Origin of the sequence: Methanobrevibacter sp. V14, from assembly GCF_963082475.1 — an archaeon.
Lineage (GTDB): Archaea > Methanobacteriota > Methanobacteria > Methanobacteriales > Methanobacteriaceae > Methanocatella.
Map to the genome: position 1 here is coordinate 148,403 of NZ_CAUJAM010000009.1, position 18,776 is coordinate 167,178.

The window sequence follows — 18,776 nt, forward strand, 5'->3', positions numbered from 1 at the left end:
TAAATTAGCCCATAAATACTAGTAACATAGAATGTGAAAATAACTATTACCATCAGTGATATGATAATATTATAATTTTAGTTTAATGTTATTAATATACTTTTAGTTTTGATGGTTGTGGGCTCTTTCAAAAACTTAGGTGATTGCACTTTAAAGAAATTCTTACATTATAGTTGGAAGTATTTTTAAAAACAGATTAATATGGTGTTGTTAAGATGGTGTGAAAAGAAGATAACTTCAGTTATCTTCAAATCTTCTTCTATCCATTAGTTCCTGCTGTTTACCTGGGTTCCATCCTCCGGATGCAGATTTTGCACGTCCGACTTGTTGCACGTAACCGGTAATTCTGTCATACCATTCTACATCTTCTTTTTCACCACAGGTAGGACAAGCATTGTTAAGTCCTTTCATTAAAGTTTTACAATTTAAACAGAAGCTCAATGCTGAACTGTAAGCCCAGAATCCGATATCTGATTTTCTTGCGATTTTATTAGTTAAACTCATTAATGAATCTGGATCGGAGTAAGATTCTCCCATGAATGCATGGAATATGTGTCCACCAGGAGTTAATCTGTGGTATTGTTCTTCAATTTTGATTTTTTCAACTAATGACAATCCAGTATCTACAGGTACATGTGAGGAGTTTGTGTAGTAGTTAGCGTTTCCATCACCTTGCACGATAGCCTGATCGGCATATTGTTTTTTATCAAGTGTTGCAAATCTGTAAGCGGTAGATTCGGCAGGGGTTTGTAAAACAGACCATCTGAGTCCGGTTTCTTCCTGTAATTTTTTAGCTCTGTCATTAACATATTCGAGACATTTTACACCGAATTTATTAGAGTCAGGGTTTTCAATTCCTTCACCGAACAAGCTCAATAACATTTCGTTAAGTCCAACAAAACCGAAGGATAAGGTTGAGTTTTGGATTCTGTAGTATGAATCTTCACCTACTTGTTGTTTTAAAAACGGTAAAATGTGGAAATCATTTAAACATTTTAATCCTTGTTCTCTTCTAAGCATTAAAGTTTCAACTGCTAAATCCATGTATTCGTCTAAATATTCAAATACCTGAGATTCATCTTTGGATTGGTATCCGATTCTTGGGAAGTTTAAGGTTACGTATGCGAGGTTACCGGTTCTTAAACAATCTTGATCCCAGTCACCAGTCCAGGTATCTTGTAAACATGTTCTGCATCCCATGTAGTTTGCCATTTTTCCTCTGTATTCGGGGAACATGTTTACAAAGTAAGATGAACCGAATTTTGCAGATAATTCATGCACTAGTCTTAAATCATCTTCGTATTCACCGGTCATTGTTTCAGGCCTTAAGGTATAAATAGTATTTGGGAATAAATGAGGTTTACCTTCGTTATCTCCTTCAAGTAATGTTTCAGTGAATGCTCTCTGGATTAATCTAGTTTCATCTTCAAAGTCAGCGTAAGTTCCAACAACCTGGCCTTTTGGCCCGTATGCGGTTTCTTCTTTTAAGAAATCAGGAACACCAAATTCCAATGCCATACTGGTAAATGGAACTTGTGATCCACGAGCTGCGTATGCCATGTTTAAGTTGTAGATAAGCATTTGCACAGACTGTTTGATTTCTTCATAGCTTCTGCCTCTTGCAAATGGTGCAACAAACACGTTCCATAAGGACATTCCTTGTCCACCAGACATGTTTTGCTGTGCTGCAAGCATAATTTCACCAGTGTGGTTCATTAAAGTTTCCATATGGTTTGGTGCACCTGCAATGGAGGTGTGGTCACCTGTACCATCTACTTTAAGCCCGTATTTGATGAAAGTTCTGATATCATGTTGCATACAGTTCATAGGTCTTCCTGCGAAGAATTCCAAATCGTGTATGTGGATGTCACCGGACATGTGTGCATCTGCTAAGTGTGCCGGCAGCATTTTTAAGAGTGCATATTGTTTCAGTGCTTCGTCCGCTACATGCTTGTGGATACTTTCTGGGTTGTGAATCATGTTTGCATTATCTCTGTTACCATTTTCGATTAAAGAGGTAATGTTGTATACGGGAATACCTAAACGAGTGTAACGGCTTCTTAAATCTTCTAATCCGTATTCTACTAATTTGGTGTTAACTATTTCCCTAATCATAGGTGCAGTTAAGTATTCCACATTTAATTTTTTGAGTTCCTTCCATGTTTCAGTGGCAATTTCGAAAGCGGTTTCTTGGCTAGCTCCGGTTTCTTCAATTAATGTGTTAGCAATTTTTGATAAATCAAATGCTTCGATAGTATCTCTGGAAGTGCGTACTTTTAATTGAGTACTTGCTAAATATTTATTTGCAATTTCAGGATCAATGTCTTCTAAGCATTCGTGCACGATTTTTTTGATTTCTTTGGTTTTAATTCCATCATATAGTTGAGACACTACGGTTGCAATTATTTTGTCTGACTCAAAAAATGGAGTTTCGACCATAATTAATGATTTCATTAATTTTTCGTAACTAAATCTTTCTTTAATTCCGTTGTTTTTTTCTACATTGATTTTAATGGATTCTTGTAAATTATTTCCTAATTCTGATATTTTTTCCATTTTCACACCATTTTTCCATTAATAAAAATTTATATGTCAAATTCTGAGAGGGGTGCCTCTCACTTACTATAGTATTAATACTCCCTTGTATAATTATTGTTCGCAATTACACGAACTTCTATTTAATACATTGGATTTAATCATATATAAAATGTTCGTCTTGAGCCGAACAAAGTTTATATGCTCTGAACTATCTTATATTGCTGATATAAAAAATCAATAATCCAAGAGAGCATTTGGGAAGTATCTAGAAGAATACATCCAGCGAGCTCTGTTTGGATTTATCACTTTCAAACAACGAGTTAATACCGTATTCTTGGATTTCAAGACGTTGCTCGAGATAATGTGATACGGGATATCTGTTAACCAGATCTCTTGAAATTTCAAGATACTTGGTAACCGATCCTTTTGATACAGATAAAATTAAATTACCTCCACATCTGCATTTTCCGTTAAGGGGCATTCTGCGATATTTGGCTCCACACTTTGTACATCTGACTTTTTGTTTGGAAAATGCACGGGAATTGCCCATAATATCTGGCAGGAAATGTGAAGATAAAACCTTTTCAACAACACCCCGTTGATCAACAGCTCTAATAGTCTCAGCAAGGGAAATTTGTGCTTCTACTTTTTCTTTCATGGAAGGTAGCCTCTTATAAAGGCAAACTGTAGGTCCTGCATGGATGCTTGAAGTATGATGAGAAAACATTAATCCTTCATACTGCTGGGGAGTTCCTAAATGCATTTCAACATTGTCAATATATTCAAGTACATCAGCAGGTTTATGTGGAGTATATGTTTCTTCATAAAACTCAACAGGGAATCTTTCAAAAATATCCAAGTTGTGGGACTCGTCATCTATCTCTTCAGGGTCAATTCTTGAGGACAAAACCAAAGGAGCATCCATACTGCCTCCTCTAGTGTTTGGCAAGTAAGTCTTTGAAAAGTTAATTAAAGCATCTAAAAGTAACATTACAGCATCTTCGTCACTGTCACAGTTTCTACGTTTAGCAGAGTGGAAGTAAGGATGAGCATAACAACCTAATGCTTTTGTAAATCCAACAATTCTTCCCAATACTCCGGCGGATGTATGGGGTGCAAGACCTGCCACTAAATGTCCAATCAAATCACTTCTTTCTTTAACATTATAAAACGGATCCATATCATAATACCTTGTAAGCTCATCATCAATAAATTGAGCAGTTCTAAGCAGATATTCCCCACAATTTTCAGATATTACAATATCCTGCACTCTTAACTCAATAATTTGGTCAATATTTTCAATCGGATTTCCATAGCAGTCCTTTTCATAACCCATTTCATGTAATTTTTCAACACTAACTCCAATTTCTCTTGGAATGAAATGAGTCAGCGGCAGATCAGTTGAATCGTGACGTATTGTTCCATCTTTAAAAGTAAATACTTCATGTTTAGCTCTCAGTATTCCTTTTTCAATAGGTTCAGGCAGTTTTGATTCTGAAATCATACCGACAACACCTTTAACCTCATCAACACGTCTTACTTTAACATTATCAGATGCTTTTTTAAGCATGCTTCCAAGAGGAATATTCTTCTTAGAAGGATTGCCCATTTCAGTTGGATGGCCACATTTGGGACAAAGTGCACCAAATGAGCTAATTCCACATTCGGGGTTAGTACATTTCCTTCTTGAAATGTCTATTTTAATATTGCCTTTTTTAGCAGCTGTTGCAACTAATCTTCTAGCTCCACCATTATTGCCAATAGGGATTAATCCATGAGGTGCAGGTTTCATCAACCTTTCTTTTGATTTTTCAGGTCTGCCTACACGGGTGCCAATGTAGGCCGGAGCTTTGTTTTTAATTTCAACAGGCGAAACACTATTGACAGCTTCAATAGTAGTTTTCATTTCAGGCAATTTCCTGGATAGTGTTACTAAAAGGGCATAAGAGTGATCTTTATCAATAATTATTTTTCCATCTCTTACAATATGGGGAACGCCTATAATTTCCAAAACTCTTTTTGGATAGGATAACTCCAGTTCAATTCCTTTTCCCTGACTGTAAGTTGATTTGGATTTTTCAAGCAAATCAATTAAAGCATTCAAATCCTCAATGCTCACGTCATTGTAGCAATAAGTGTATTTTGGATGGAGAGGTATACCATAATCCTTAGATAATTGAAAAGCTTCAACAGAGGAGATATAATCATATTCAAGCCTGTGCAAATCCAGGTCATCATTGAAGTTTTCACTTCTCATTAATAGTCGAATCCACCATTCTTCAACCCATCCTGATGGGCATAACGGTTGGTTGTTTCTTAAAAACTCACCAAATGCAACAAGCATATCTCCTAGGAACAATATTTCGACAACATCTTTTTTAAGTTCACGTGCCTGTTTAACACTATCAATAATTATTACATCGCCGTTTTTAAGTTTAACAGTTGGCCCTTCAATAGAATCCACCGGAACGACACAATTTCCTTTTCCAGGATATTCAATTTTAAGCTGTGTTCCTACTGCTAAAAATTCAAGCAATGCCATAGTAGCTGGATGAACTCCCATAGTGGCAAGGCCTGTGTTTCTAGATCTTCCATATCTTAATCTAAATGCGCCCTTTTCGGAAGGATATCCAAGAATGGGCCTTCCTCCAATAATGTCCTGAATATATTTTGGTTCGCTGGCAACGTCTGAATTTCCACTATCGTCTGAAGAGTCATTTGTTTTAGGTTTTGAATACTCTTCAAGCCAATCCCAGTCAAGACCTAATTTATTAGCGATTTTTTTAATCTTTTTAGATTTCTGGATAACTCCTTCAACCATAGCTAAAAGCGCTCCGCCACGAATATTATTAGTTTCCACACGTTCTAAATCTCTATGGGACACTTCTACTTTATCAGTTTGCTCTCCTGAAACTTCTACGGGTATATGGTTGGCGGCAAATCTCACTTCTTCTGGCGTTGGCGAGTATTGTAAATTTGTAACTTCGGACTCGTAAAGCTCAACTTCTTCTACATATCTTTCGATTTCATCATCGATTGGTTTAAATTCATCAATATTAATTGCTCTTCTGATTTTATCTCCTAAAAGCACAGCCAATGCAGCCGCTGTACCTCCAGCACTTCTAATTGGTCCTGCAAAGTAAACTCCAATATACTTTGTCCCATCAAAGTTTTCTTTAATTTTCACTTGAGAAATTCCTTCCAAAGGAGCTGCTACCACCCCTTCTGTTAAAATAGCAAGAGCAGTTCTTAAGCCTTGGTCACATCTTTGCTCTTCATTCCATTTTGCTTTTTCACCACTTAATTCGAACTTTCCAGATGCAATTTCGGCGGCAATTTCAAAAGCAACAGACTCCCTGTCCAAATCTGTTTCCAATTCTTTAATTCTTTGCGCTACACCTTCAGGACCTACAAGCCCTTCTACTCTTTCAGCCAAATCCTTTGCAAGTGGTACTTCAGTTTTTGTTTCAACGTCTAAACCTCGTGACCTTGCCATATTAGCAATTTCGTATAGGTGATTGGTTTCTTGTTCTAATCTATCAAAATAATCCATTGTATCGCCACAAGTTACAAAATTAATTTAGTATGTTACTATTAGTTTTCATGATTATTAAATTTTTTAATAATACTTAAATATCTCAAGATATTAATCTATTAGTGTATATCGTAGTTGAATTTATATTAAGTAGTATTGTTATTATGGTGATTTTAATGTCTGATGATAAACCATTAAATGCTATGTATGGGCAAAAAGTAAAATTAGATTTAGATAAATTAAAAAACAAACGTGTAGTTAAAACAGATGAAAAAGTTTTTAAGGAACCAGTTGCTGAAAATAAAGTTCCTAATCCTGTAGTTGAAGAAACTATTGATGAAAAACCAGCGGCTATTGGAGAAGAAAAGCCATTAGTTGAAGAATCTGTTGAAGAGGAAGTTCCTGAACCGGTAGTTGATGGGGAAGTGGCTGATGAGGATATTGGTGAAGAGCCTGTTGTGGAAGTTGATGAGGAAGTTCCTGAACCGGTAGTTGAAGAAACAGTTGAAGAATCTGGTGAAGAGGATGTTGAAGAACCTAAAAAACAACCAAAACCAAAACCTTCTAAATTAGATGAATTTAAAGATAAGTTAAATGAAAAAGATAAAAAATTATCTAATCAATCAGATGAACTTAACTACTTAACTAACAAACTAATTCCCGATCTTAAAAAGGAAAATGCCGAGCTTAAAAATCTTAAAAATGAATTAACTCGAGCGCTTGAAAAATCCACTAGAAAATATTTTGACCAATTAGATATTAATGCGGATTTAAGTAATAATATTGTTAAATTAGGTGCTGAAAGAGCAGTCTATAAAGTAAAATCTGATAAATTCGAATCCAAACTCGCTAACCTTAAAAAAGATTTGGAATCCAAAATATCTGATCTTAAAGCTAAACTTGATGAAACCGATATTGAAAAACTTTTAAAGGATAATTCTAAGTTATCTAACGAAGTTAACGAGTTAAAAAGAAAATTGTCTAGTGCAAGAAAAGAAAACATTTCTTTTTCAGAAGAAATTGACAAACTAAGATCTGAAATCCTTAACCTTGGAAATTATAAAGATGAACTTGATGCAAAAAATGAAAAGGAAATTTCTGTTTACAAAGAAGAAATATCTGCTCTTAAAACTCAATTAAAAATTAAAGAGAGCACTTATGATAAATTATCTAATGAAAACGGTAAAACAATTTCAAATTTAAGAAAACGGGTCAAAAAACTTGAAGATGCATTAGAAAAAGAATCCAATAGAAAAGGATTATTCACTAGATTCAAATAAATGAATTAAATTCCATTTATAACATTATTTTTTTCATGAAATCTGATAATTATTTTATGGGCGAGGCTATTAAGGAAGCTGAAAAATCTTTAGCTGAAGGAGGTCTTCCTATTGGATCTGTACTTGTTAGAGATGGAGAGATAATATCCAGAGGACATAATCGTCTTATTCAAAACAATTCTGTAATTTTGCATGCTGAAATGGATGCAATAGAAAATGCGGGTCGCTTATGTTATGATGATTACAGAAGATGCTGTTTATATACTACATTGTCACCTTGTCCGATGTGTTCAGGTGCTGTAATATTATATAATATTCCGCGTGTTGTAATTGGGGACAATACTACATTGATGGGTGCTGAGAACTTATTAAAATGTAATGATGTTGAAGTAGTTGTATTAAACGATATTAAATGTCGTGACTTATTTTTAGAATTCTCATGTAATAATTGTGAAATTTGGGATGATGAACTTAATAAAGTCGGAAACACTACAGAATCAAGATAAAATGGAAATAATAGTAACAGATGAGAACGATGAAAGATTTATTGAATTCTGCAAATCTTTTGGATGCAGTGTTGAAGGCCCTCAGATAGCTTTACTCTTAAATAATTATAAAAAGACAGTAGGTTGCGCTAGTTTTAAGGCATATGACTCAAAATCTGCTGAAATCACCACCTTATTTTTAAACTCTTATGATAATCGTGAAAAAATATCTTATAAATTAATTAGGCAACTTGAGAAAATAGCTATGGATTATGAATTTAAAAGTGTTGTAGTTAATTTCGATAGTCGCGAAGACATTTTGGTTGAGATATTTGAAAAATTAGATTATCAATTTGTTGATGAACTTTTAATGAAAAAGGAATTTAAAAGTTTAATTTAATGTTAATAGGATTTAATAGTTTCTTTTCAACGTTTTAACATGATATATTGTTTTGCAATAATACATAGGAATATGTAAGTGTTGCTGAAACTATAATTGAAAGTAATGTTGGTCCTAAGACAACCGAATCGAATAATCCTGCCAATTGATAAACCATAAATCCTACAAACCATGCAAACATATTCCATTTCCAATGAATAACATTGTCTTCATCATTTTTATTAAAGTAAAACGAAATCAGTAGCACTGCAGCCATTGGAGCAAACACTGATGAAATTAGATAAAGAAAACCTATGTAATGATTCATAATTCCTGAAATGGCAATTCCTACACTTAAGACGCTGACTATAACTCCTGCAATTTTGGGATTTAGTCTGCTGTAAATGGATTTTGCAGATTCCCCCGCCGAATTTGTTGCTAACAAGTTTGTAGTCACGGTTGAAAACACCATGATTATGACTCCAGGAGTTCCAAGGCCCATTATGAGTATGGCATCTGCAATGTTTTTTGATCCAATGCTGACAACCCCAATTCCTATGAAATACATCCATAGGCTTGCAAGTGTGTATGCTATTGCTGATGCTGCTGTAGCCTTAACAGGATTTTCAACATCCTTGGTGTAGTCAGATATTACAGGCAACCATGAAATAGGCATTGCAATCGAAATTTCAAAGATATTCCAAAAACTAAGCGCTTGTGAGCTGCTAAAAATCGAATTCACTCCAGCAGGGGTGCTGAACACGAACAATTTAACAGACAATATTACAAGTAAGGCTATCAATACTGACATGACGCTTGTTGTTATTTTTGTTGAACGTTGAAGTCCAATATAAACCCATAGGCCAACAAGTGCTGCAAGAATAGCCGAAGTCATCTCAAAAGATATTGGCAAATTCAGGCTAACAAGGGCAACCGCTCCTTGTGCATTCAATACCGCTACCCATGCAATTAATTGCAATACATTCAATGTTGCAAAAAACTTGGATCCATATTTGCCAAAAGCCGATTTTGTTGTTTCCATTGCATTTATTCGAAGTTTTGCACCAATAAACCCAATGAAAAATAGCAATATTCCGCCAAGTACATGTCCAAGGACTAATGGGAGCCATAATGAGTTTAGTGAAGACGCTGAAGCTATTTGAATACCTGCTTCGATTTCAGAAACTGATATTGCAACACCAAACCATATTAAAGTGTTTGTAAAAATTCCTGTGGGATTTTCCATATTCTACTTCCTAGTGGGAAAATTATTAAAATCACGAACGCTGTTCTGAAGAAATAAAAAGTTAAAAGATTAAGCTTCTTTTCTTAATCTTTTTACAACAAAGTCTTTGTCTAAACTCAACAAGAATGACGCCGCTCTTGGGCCTTGTTTTTGTCCAAGAATCATTTTATAAATAGCTTGGAAACCTTTTTGCGGTTTTAATTCTTGAGCTTCTAAGATTTCATACATTGCATCGTGCAGGTCAGCTGCATCACTGAACTCAGTAGTTTCCATCAAACCGGCTAGGTCAGTTAAGAATTTGTCTTGTTCAGTGGTTAAAGGTAATTTCGGTATACTTTTCTCTTGCACTTGGAATTTAACAAATTTAGGTGCATAAGTATCCAACCAGTAAATTACATTATCAACTCTTTGTCTGTATTGGGCTAATTCCGTTTCAGTTAAATCGCAGAATTCTTTATCTTCAAAGCTTTTAGTTAACTGTGAATTCCTTTTAAGAATGCCGAATATTTTTTCAAGGTCATCACCAGCTATTTGATAAGCATTAACTAAGAATCTAAATGAAGGTCTGAAAGGCAGAGGGCTGCCTTCATTAATCTGAACTATTTCATAGATTTCCTTGAATTTTTTACCTTCTTTTTCAGATGGAGCTTCTATTTCATCGTAGAATACTTTTTCAACTGTATCAAACTGGTCAATGAAGTCTAAGAAAGGCATTTTTGGTGAGAAATCTTTCGCTTTCATAGGTTTTGATCTAAATAAATAGTAATTAAGGCTTTCTGCAGGTCCAACTTTTAACCATTCTTCAGGAGCAAAGAAAACACCGTGGGATTTACTCATGGCTTCCCCATCAAGAGTAATCCATTCGTATGGCACTGGGTATGGTGCAGGATAGTCGAATATTTTTTCTGAAATCACGCTACTTACATCATATGATCCGCCACTTGCTGCATGGTCTTTTCCAAATGGTTCGCAAGTAGTTTTAAAGATTTTCCATCTTGCCGCCCATTCAACTCTCCAGGTAAGTTTACCATTTCCAGATTTAATGTCCATTTCACCGTCATGGCCACATTCGCATCTGTATTTGATGGTATCTCCATTGTAGTCATATGCGTAAGTGGTATTTACTCTATGGCATTCATCACAAATCGGATTGTACGGTAACCAATCGTCTGCTAATTTTTCTCTTCTGTATTCGTTAAAGATTTCTTTGATTTCATCAACTTTTTCAAGTGAAGTTCTAATGTAGTCAAGGTAATCTCCGTTTTTATACATTTCAAAACCGGATTTGGTTTCCATTTCAATTCCATAATCTTCCATCACTGAAAGCAAAGGTTTTTCAAAGTGTTCTACAAAGTTATCACAACAACCGTCAGGGCATGGAATCATTGAATATGGCATCCCCAGGTATTTGTCATAATCTTCAGGTAAAGGATATGGGACTTTTCTTAAAGGATCGTGGTCATCAGCAATCCAGATTGTTTTTGCCTCTTTTCCCATTTCTCTTAATTTTTTACCGATTGCGTTAGCTATAAAAATATCGCATGAGTTTCCAATATGAATGGAACCTGATATGGATGTTCCACTTGCAATAATATGTTCTTCTGTATCTTTTTTAGCCAGTTCAGTAGCTACATTTTCAATCCAATGTGTCATCTATATTCTCCATTATAATAATAAAAATAAGTTTTATATTAATCTTGTTTTTATATTTAATAATATAAAAATATTATATCGATTTGTCTTTTTAAAAAACTCGTGCGGCATTTTTTTGATATTCAGAGATATTCAAGTGATGATAGTAGTTTGTTTAGAATATTAATTAATTTTATTTAAGTATTGGGTAATTATCTATTATTTTTTAAACACAATATTCTAAACTAATTGGGATGCATATCCCCTATAAAACTCTAAGGAAAAGAAAACAGTACGGCCTATAGGTAAATAATTTAAATAGATGATTGTAATCAGAATATGGAAATAGAACATATCTCTGCTTTTATACGATACATGTCGAAGAAAAATACATGCCAGAATAATAAAGGGAATAAATTTTATCTCACATATCAAATAATAAAAAAGAGAATTAAATAGATGGGATATCTATTTAATTAATTCAGAATCAGATTGGTCTAACCATTCGTTCACGATTTTTACTGCACAGTAGTTGCCACACATGGTACAGGTGTCTTCTTCTTCAGGTGGTCTTTGGTCTCTTTTTGCACGTGCAGCTTCAGGAAACATTGCACATTCATATTGTGCTTCCCAATCAAGTTTTTTACGAGCTTCTGCCATCGCGAGGTCTTGTGTGCCGTCGATTCTACCAGTTGCCAAATCTCCTGCATATGCTCCTATTTTAGTTGCAATAACTCCTTCTTTTACATCATCAGGGTCTGGGAGAGCTAAATGTTCTGCTGGAGTTACATAGCAGATAAAGTCAGCACCCGCTTTTGCAGAGGATGCCGCTCCAATAGCCGATACGATATGGTCATAACCTGGTGCTACGTCACATACGATAGGTCCAAGCATGTAGAAAGGTGCATTTGAACACATTTTCTTTTGAATCATTACATTTGTCGGAATTTCATTAATTGGAATGTGTCCTGGGCCTTCAATCATACATTGTACTCCTGCTTCACGGGATCTGTCAATTAATTCGCCTAATATAATCAATTCCTGTATTTGTGCCCTGTCGGTCGAATCAGCAATAGATCCTGCTCTCATACCGTTTGCAAGAGATAATACTACATCGTGTTCTTTTGCGATTTCTAATACGTAATCGAAGTTTTCGTATAGTGGGTTTTCTTTTTCGTTTTCCACAATCCAACCGGACATGAATGATCCTCCACGGGATACAAGTCCAGTTACGCGGCCTTGTCTTTTGAGCCTGGTTAATGTTTCAATGTTAATGCTGCTGTGAATTGCCATAAAGTCAATACCATCTTTTGCTTGTTTTTCAATGGTGTTGAATAATTTATCTTCTTCCATGTAGACTACGGAACCTTCTTCCCTTATAGTTTCAATCGCTGCTTGGTAGACTGGCACTGAACCTACAGGTAGTGGGGACATGTCTAAAACTCTTCTTCTTATTACATCCAAGTCTCCACCAATACTTAACTCCATTAAGCAGTCTGCGCCATGGTCAATTGCAATTTGTGCCTTTTCCACTTCTTCATCGAAATTAACAATGTCGGTTGATGTTCCCACTGTCGCATTCACTTTTGTTCTAAGTCCTGCTCCAATACCTGCAGCTTCAATGTCTCTGTGAACATTTCCAGGTATTACAATAGTGCCTTCTGCCACGGATTTTAAAATAAAATCTTCACTTACACCTTCAATTTTGGCAACATGCTTCATTTCCTCTGTTAAAATGCCTTTTTTAGCATCACTGATTTGTGTCATTATTATCTCTCCACATAGATTTAAAATAGTCAAATTTACTTTATACTCTTATCATATAAAGTTGATAATTTCTTATTTTAATTTAATAGTATTTAAATTAGTAGGATATTTTTTAATTCCAACTTTATTGATTTAAATCAAGTTTTTTTTAAAAAATAGTAAATTTTATGTAGATATAACAAAAATAAAGGTGTTTTGAGAAAAATAAAGTATAATTGAAAAAATAAAAGAATTAATAAAATTCATTCATTCTTTCAAATGCTTCATCAAAAGTAGGCATATTGGTTTGACAACCTTGATGTTCAACGATAAATGATGAAACTGATGATGCAAATTTAGCAGATTCTTCAAGTGATTCTCCATTTAAGAATCTTGATAAAAATCCGGCTCTGTAGGAATCTCCAGCACCTGTTGGGTCAACTGCATCTCTTTTAACAGCATCGATAATAATTTTTTCCTCGTTTGAATAAATTTCACTACCGATATCGCCGCAAGTTTTAACGATTATTTTAGGTCCAAGAGCTCTAAGGCCGTCTAAATCAACTTCAAGTGCATCAAGGATTCTTTCAATTTCATGATGATTTCCAAATAGTATTGTCGTATTTTTAATAACGTCACATAGTTTTTTAGTATCATACATTCCAAGATCCTGACCGGGATCAAATGAAACAAGCAAATCTTCATCCTTGGCTTCTTGTGAACATTTCCAATTAAAATTAGGATCACCGGTAGCTAAATGAACTGCTTCAGCATTTTTAATAGCTGCTGCCGGTACTTTGCTTTCTGCAAATTCACGTGCTGCACCCCAGTAGAAATAACTGATCTGGTCATCATTATCGTCAGTTAAGACAAATGCTGTAGGTGTTGCTTCGCCAGGAACTATAATTAATGAATCAGTATCGACACCTAAATTTTGCATATGTTCATAATATTCGTTTTTTTTGAAATCCCCACCGACAGCTGAAACAAGGGAGGTTTTCAATCCTAACTTCGCTCCAACACAAGCCACATTTGCAGCCGCCCCACCATTAAAAGTTTCCATATTGGTTATGGGAGCTGAAAAATTAGCTTTTGGAAATTTAGGCACTCTTATAATATAATCATGAGCAGAGTGGCCAACCGCTACTAAATCTCTGTTTTTAACCATAATATCGCCTTTTTATTTTTTCAATATAATATTGTGTTTCATCATTATTTAATGCTTTTGAAAGTGCATATGGTCGTTTATATGCAATTTCATAAACTGTAAAAATGAGTGATGTTACTTAATATGTATAATTATCTAATATTCATTTTTTCCAAGGGCATTTGAAAAGTATTAGTGCGACAAGTTAGGGTCTATTTCCCATTTAAATCAGTGAAATTTTATTTCAATCACAGTTATGACGGGATTTTCCCTATTGAAACTTATAATTGAGTGATTGATTATGAGGTTGCATGATATTATGCCTAAATAAATATAAAGCATTCATCATGTTTATGGCTAGGGAAAGAATGAAAAAGGTTAACGACAGTGAACAATTGCAAGCTTCGTAAACCAAACCAATAGGCAGAATGCAATGTTAAATTTAATTTAACTACTATTGAATGTAAATTCATAGAAATAATCAGTTAGTACATGATTATTTAGTCATAATCTTATAGTAATTGTCGGAGTAAAGATTGAACCTTAATTCATTCGCTTCTGAAGTAGATCAACTTGGTAAGCCTCACAAGGTCTCACAACTATTTGTGAGTAAGTGGATTGTGAATGAAACCTAATTCCTTAGGAGGTAGAGGATATCAGAGAAAGCAAAAGCCATTAACAGTCGAAAGACAATAGGAAATTGTGGGAATAATAACTATAATGGATACCGCGCCTTCGTGTGTGGCATGGATAATATGTCAGACTTCTGATTGGCGGAAAACGTGAATATAAAACGAAATGAAGTAATTTATTCAAAGGATTAGTGATAAGATGAGATATGCTCAAAACGATAATGTTTATGGGTCCACAGCACAATACGCTACGGATTGGTCTAGTAATTGGTACAAGGTCGGGAAGTATGTAGATAAGTTACAGAAACGGATACATCATGCCGAAAGCATATGAGATTCAAGAAAAGTTCGAGAGTTACAAAGAATATTGGTGAGAAATTCACCATATGGCAGAAGTAAATAGGACTATTTTATGAATCGATGAATTATTATAATTGAACTTTTGGATTAAGTTCTGCTTGAGCCGTGTGTTCGGCTAACGGACACGCACGGTTCTTAAGAGAGTGCGGATGAGCAATCATCCAATCCTAACTCCCATAGGTGTGAAACCTTGTTTGGCAATATCTTTTTGGGCATCATTAATTAAAAATCTAACAAAATCATCAACATCAGTTTTATCTTCGCTGACCTTAACAACGCTGATTACATGTTGGGTATCATACTTTAAAAGTTCATTTCCTTTAAAATAACTTGCATTTAAAAATGTATATAAATTTTTGGAATTTCTTACCATTTTAAAGGCATCAAATTGAGAGCTGACACTTTCTTTTATGTTATATTTAATATCATAATGTTTTAAACTGTTCCAGGCAAGTCTTTGAGCAGATCCGTTAACATTGACAAAATCCAATCCCTCCAAATCAGATATGCTTTCGATATTTTTTGATTGGGGATTTGCAACCAAAACAAGATAGTCATAAGCTATTGGCATAAAGTTGATGTCTCGCTCATAGGCGATTAATGGATCATCCAACGTTAGGATATCAACGGCACCTCTTTTTGCAAGTTCAAAAGCATCTTCATCAGAGCTACTGTAAATATTGATGTCAAAAGGTGTTTCGATACTTTCTAGAAGTCCGGTACTAATGTGCCCTCCTGCAATGTTAATGTTAGATGGCTTTTCAATTTGAATGAGATATTTTTTAAATTCTTCAAGTAAACTCAACCCTTCCGATGTTAATATGGTGCCGTTTCCAACCTTTCTGGTAATTTCAACACCTAACTTATCTTCAGCTTTGAGTAATCTCCTATTAAATACTGTATGGGATATATTTAATTCTTTAGCAGATTTTCTTTGGGATTTAGTTCGAGAAAGTGAGTCTAGGCTTTGGTATAATTTATAATCGTAAACATTGCCATTTATCTCTAAACTAATTAAGCCTTTACTTTCGAATTTCATTAATTATATATAAAATTGTAACTATAATTAATATTATTGATTTATGAGTTGGATAAAATGGAAATAATGAAAACCTCTATTGAAGCTATATTGAATAATATAAAAACTGCGGAAGAATTTTTAGATGACAAGTCTATTGAAAAATTTGAAGAAATCATCGTAAACTCAAAAAATATATTTGTCACTGGAGCTGGAAGGTCAGGTCTTGCTGCAAAAGCATTTGCAATGAGATTGATGCACCTTGGGTTAAGTGCATATGTAGTTGGTGAAACTATCTCTCCTGCCATTTATGAAGATGATTGTATTGTTGCTATTTCAGGTTCTGGTGAAACTAATACTATAGTTTCCGCTGTTAAAATTGCTAAAAATAGAGGTTCTAAAGTTTTAGCTTTAACGTCTTATCCTGATTCCACTTTAGGTCAATTAGCAGATACATTTATTCTTGTTAAGGGAAGAACAAAAAAAGAAGTTGATGATGAGAATTATATTAAACGTCAAATTCATGGTAATTATACTTCTTTAACCCCTTTAGGAACTGCATTCGAGCTAACCACTTTAGTATTCTTGGATGCTATCGTCTCCGAGTTGATGGAAAAGATGCATCAAACTGAAAGTGACCTAAAAGCAAGACACACTGTATTAGAATAAAATCCTATTTTGGTTATTGTATATATTACAACGTTGGTCTCTTAAAAAGCCGACTAAAGTAATATTTCCTTTTTTTGCAATATTATATCCTGAATTGGCTGGAGCTGCATTCGATGCAAGTATTGGAATTCCAGCTCTTGTCATTTTAATGACCATGTCTGCAGGCATTCTTCCACTGTAAATTACATATGAATTTTTCAAATCAAAGTCATTTAATATTCCATGACCTATTACTTTGTCAACTGCAACATGGCGGCTCACATCTTCTTTTACTATAAATTGATCTTTATAGACAATTCCCGCTACATGTGTTCCCCCTGTGGCCTGCCAAATTTCCGCGTTATCTTTTAGCTCTTCAATTCTTGATATTAATTCATGAACATCAACCTGAAAATCAGATTCAACTGCTTTTACTTCATCAATTTTGCTTCTCCATCCTCCTGCCGAGTCTGAACAAAGGACAGTTTCGTTTGTTTTAAGCAATGTGTCATCTATTTCAACATTAATTTGCGGTCCGTCTATTTCAATTTTTTTAATATCTTCCAGATCCCTAACCATGTTTTCATTAAATAAATATCCAACTGCAAATTCTTTCAGAGAATCTTCTATTGCAGAGAGGCTGCGTGAAATATTTCTGTTGATTGTTAGTGTGATTGTTTCATCCTTTACAACTTTTTCTTTTGTGTTTTTTACAACACCTTTTTTGAAATTTATTGCATCAACTTCTTCAATTTTCATTGTATCACCATTAAATTATAATTATTGATTATCGTATATGTATTATTTTGTCAATGCCTTAATTTGCTATATGCAATTGTTTTTTGTTAAACGCCTCATAATTTTTTGGCATACCTAAATTTTATTCATTACTTTTTGCTTTTTAAAATTTTCATTAATTTCATGTATTTTTCAGCAATTTTAAGCAAAATCAGTCGAATTAAAGCTTATTTCATATGGTTACTTTTATTGAGTGATTAAGCAATAAGCAATTTTATGTAGTTTTTTTATAAAATAAGTATTATTAATCTGTTGTAAAGTATATTATCATTAATTATGGAGTAGCATATTAAAAAAATAGAATTTTCATGTGTGCATATAATCCATCATGATTTATCATTATATTAAATTTTAGATGGATATAGTATTTAAATATTTCTTTTACATTCGAATAATAAATCCTTTTTATATAAAAAATCTAAATATACTACTATAATACTGATTGAACTAAATTGTGGGTTTCATTAAGTATTATAAAATTTAATATAAAGGGAATAAAAAGAGGTTGATATAATGAGTTCATCTTTTAAAAGTCCAGTAGATGTTGCGAAAGCAATTTCCGCAACCGCTGGTTCTAAAAACTCTGCAAATGTGGTTAATGTAATATTGCTCTCATTTTTAGCAGGAGCTTATATTGCATTTGGTGGTTTATTAGCTGTAGTGGCAAGCGCAGGCATGTTAAAAGCAGGCGCACCGATTGGTTTGGAAAAATTCGTATTTGGTGCAGTGTTCCCTGTAGGATTAATTATCGTAGTTCTTGCAGGATCTGAATTATTCACTGGGAACATACTGTTCATGTCTATTGGTGTTTTGGATGGTACTGCATCTATTGGAGGTCTTGCTAAAAACTGGGTACTTAGTTGGGTTTTCAACTTTATTGGTGCATTATTTGTAGCATATGTTTTAACTGTAATGGGAGGAATCACTCCTACTGATACTGCTGCACCAGCATATGCGATTTCTGCAAAAGCGATTGCTGTAGCAGAAGCTAAAGTTACCATGCCATTTTCAGTAGCGGTTATTAAAGGTATTGGTTGTAACTGGCTTGTATGTTTGGCTGTATGGTTAGCTAATGCATCTGACGATATCATTGGTAAAATTGTAGGTATTTGGTTCCCAATCATGGCATTTGTATGTATTGGATTTGAGCACAGTGTTGCAAACATGTTTTTCATACCATTAGGTATGTTTTTAGGTGCTGAAGGTGTAAACTGGGGAACTATCCTTATTAATAACTTAATTCCAGTAACTATCGGTAACATTATCGGTGGTGCAGTATTTGTAGCATGTATTTACTGGTACACTTTCTTAAAAGAATAAGCTAGTAAACTT

13 protein-coding genes are annotated in these 18,776 nt (G+C 34.2%); 5 read left to right on the top strand and 8 right to left on the bottom strand.

The features are described from left to right. Positions 1–237: 237 nt before the first annotated feature. Together nrdD and polC are read right to left on the bottom strand one after the other, a co-directional pair. Entirely contained in the window at positions 238–2,556 is a 2,319-nt protein-coding gene (nrdD, locus tag Q9968_RS08385) for an anaerobic ribonucleoside-triphosphate reductase (protein ID WP_305515353.1), read from the bottom strand. 247 nt (positions 2,557–2,803) lie between these two features. Beyond that, entirely contained in the window at positions 2,804–6,091 is a 3,288-nt protein-coding gene (gene polC / locus Q9968_RS08390; protein WP_305515355.1) for a DNA polymerase II large subunit, read from the bottom strand. 158 nt (positions 6,092–6,249) lie between these two features. Between polC and Q9968_RS08395 the strand changes: the two genes are divergently transcribed. The 3 genes from Q9968_RS08395 to Q9968_RS08405 are packed head-to-tail and all read left to right on the top strand — an operon-like array spanning position 6,250 to position 8,238. Further along, positions 6,250–7,353 carry a hypothetical protein gene (locus Q9968_RS08395; RefSeq protein ID WP_305515357.1) on the top strand — a complete coding sequence of 368 codons (1,104 nt, stop codon included), beginning with the start codon at positions 6,250–6,252 and terminating at the stop codon, positions 7,351–7,353. Between the two features lie 35 nt (positions 7,354–7,388). Then, entirely contained in the window at positions 7,389–7,859 is a 471-nt protein-coding gene (locus Q9968_RS08400) for a nucleoside deaminase (RefSeq protein ID WP_305515359.1), read from the top strand. A 1-nt stretch (position 7,860) separates the two neighbouring features. Further along, a complete protein-coding gene (locus Q9968_RS08405; RefSeq protein ID WP_305515361.1) occupies positions 7,861–8,238 on the top strand; it encodes a hypothetical protein in 378 nt (125 codons plus the stop codon). Between the two features lie 34 nt (positions 8,239–8,272). Here the strand turns inward: Q9968_RS08405 and Q9968_RS08410 are convergent, their stop codons facing one another. The 5 genes from Q9968_RS08410 to Q9968_RS08430 all read right to left on the bottom strand — a co-directional run bounded on the left by Q9968_RS08410 (position 8,273) and on the right by Q9968_RS08430 (position 16,019). Next, complete coding sequence (locus Q9968_RS08410) at positions 8,273–9,463, bottom strand: cytosine permease (protein ID WP_305515363.1); 1,191 nt, start codon at positions 9,461–9,463, stop codon at positions 8,273–8,275. A gap of 69 nt (positions 9,464–9,532) precedes the next feature. After that, on the bottom strand, positions 9,533–11,116 hold the full coding sequence (gene lysS, locus Q9968_RS08415; RefSeq protein ID WP_305515365.1) for a lysine--tRNA ligase: 1,584 nt from the start codon (positions 11,114–11,116) through the stop codon (positions 9,533–9,535). A gap of 447 nt (positions 11,117–11,563) precedes the next feature. Continuing rightward, on the bottom strand, positions 11,564–12,862 hold the full coding sequence (gene thiC, locus Q9968_RS08420) for a phosphomethylpyrimidine synthase (protein ID WP_305515367.1): 1,299 nt from the start codon (positions 12,860–12,862) through the stop codon (positions 11,564–11,566). A 232-nt stretch (positions 12,863–13,094) separates the two neighbouring features. After that, positions 13,095–14,009 carry a carbohydrate kinase family protein gene (locus tag Q9968_RS08425; protein WP_305515369.1) on the bottom strand — a complete coding sequence of 305 codons (915 nt, stop codon included), beginning with the start codon at positions 14,007–14,009 and terminating at the stop codon, positions 13,095–13,097. A gap of 1,128 nt (positions 14,010–15,137) precedes the next feature. Next, positions 15,138–16,019 (bottom strand): LysR family transcriptional regulator, encoded by an 882-nt coding sequence (locus Q9968_RS08430; protein WP_305515371.1) that lies wholly within the window; start codon positions 16,017–16,019, stop codon positions 15,138–15,140. A gap of 57 nt (positions 16,020–16,076) precedes the next feature. Between Q9968_RS08430 and hxlB the strand changes: the two genes are divergently transcribed. Continuing rightward, positions 16,077–16,667, top strand: a complete 591-nt coding sequence (gene hxlB, locus Q9968_RS08435) for a 6-phospho-3-hexuloisomerase (RefSeq protein WP_305515705.1) — start codon at positions 16,077–16,079, stop codon at positions 16,665–16,667. Here hxlB and fdhD read toward each other — a convergent pair. Beyond that, positions 16,659–17,405 carry a formate dehydrogenase accessory sulfurtransferase FdhD gene (gene fdhD / locus Q9968_RS08440; protein ID WP_305515373.1) on the bottom strand — a complete coding sequence of 249 codons (747 nt, stop codon included), beginning with the start codon at positions 17,403–17,405 and terminating at the stop codon, positions 16,659–16,661. The two genes, hxlB and fdhD, sit on opposite strands and share 9 nt — an antisense overlap. Positions 17,406–17,957: 552 nt before the next feature. On the opposite strand from fdhD, the gene Q9968_RS08445 reads away from it, so the two are divergent. Continuing rightward, positions 17,958–18,764 (top strand): formate/nitrite transporter family protein, encoded by an 807-nt coding sequence (locus Q9968_RS08445; RefSeq protein ID WP_305515375.1) that lies wholly within the window; start codon positions 17,958–17,960, stop codon positions 18,762–18,764. Positions 18,765–18,776: the final 12 nt, after the last annotated feature.

Excerpts from the sequence above, each read along its gene's own strand:
- nrdD (WP_305515353.1), bottom strand. The coding sequence starts at position 2,556 with ATGGAAAAAATATCAGAATTAGGAAATAATTTACAAGAATCCATTAAA.
- polC (WP_305515355.1), bottom strand. The coding sequence starts at position 6,091 with ATGGATTATTTTGATAGATTAGAACAAGAAACCAATCACCTATACGAA.
- Q9968_RS08395 (WP_305515357.1), top strand. The coding sequence starts at position 6,250 with ATGTCTGATGATAAACCATTAAATGCTATGTATGGGCAAAAAGTAAAA.
- Q9968_RS08400 (WP_305515359.1), top strand. The coding sequence starts at position 7,389 with ATGAAATCTGATAATTATTTTATGGGCGAGGCTATTAAGGAAGCTGAA.
- Q9968_RS08405 (WP_305515361.1), top strand. The coding sequence starts at position 7,861 with ATGGAAATAATAGTAACAGATGAGAACGATGAAAGATTTATTGAATTC.
- Q9968_RS08410 (WP_305515363.1), bottom strand. The coding sequence starts at position 9,463 with ATGGAAAATCCCACAGGAATTTTTACAAACACTTTAATATGGTTTGGT.
- lysS (WP_305515365.1), bottom strand. The coding sequence starts at position 11,116 with ATGACACATTGGATTGAAAATGTAGCTACTGAACTGGCTAAAAAAGAT.
- thiC (WP_305515367.1), bottom strand. The coding sequence starts at position 12,862 with ATGACACAAATCAGTGATGCTAAAAAAGGCATTTTAACAGAGGAAATG.
- Q9968_RS08425 (WP_305515369.1), bottom strand. The coding sequence starts at position 14,009 with ATGGTTAAAAACAGAGATTTAGTAGCGGTTGGCCACTCTGCTCATGAT.
- Q9968_RS08430 (WP_305515371.1), bottom strand. The coding sequence starts at position 16,019 with ATGAAATTCGAAAGTAAAGGCTTAATTAGTTTAGAGATAAATGGCAAT.
- hxlB (WP_305515705.1), top strand. The coding sequence starts at position 16,077 with ATGGAAATAATGAAAACCTCTATTGAAGCTATATTGAATAATATAAAA.
- fdhD (WP_305515373.1), bottom strand. The coding sequence starts at position 17,405 with ATGAAAATTGAAGAAGTTGATGCAATAAATTTCAAAAAAGGTGTTGTA.
- Q9968_RS08445 (WP_305515375.1), top strand. The coding sequence starts at position 17,958 with ATGAGTTCATCTTTTAAAAGTCCAGTAGATGTTGCGAAAGCAATTTCC.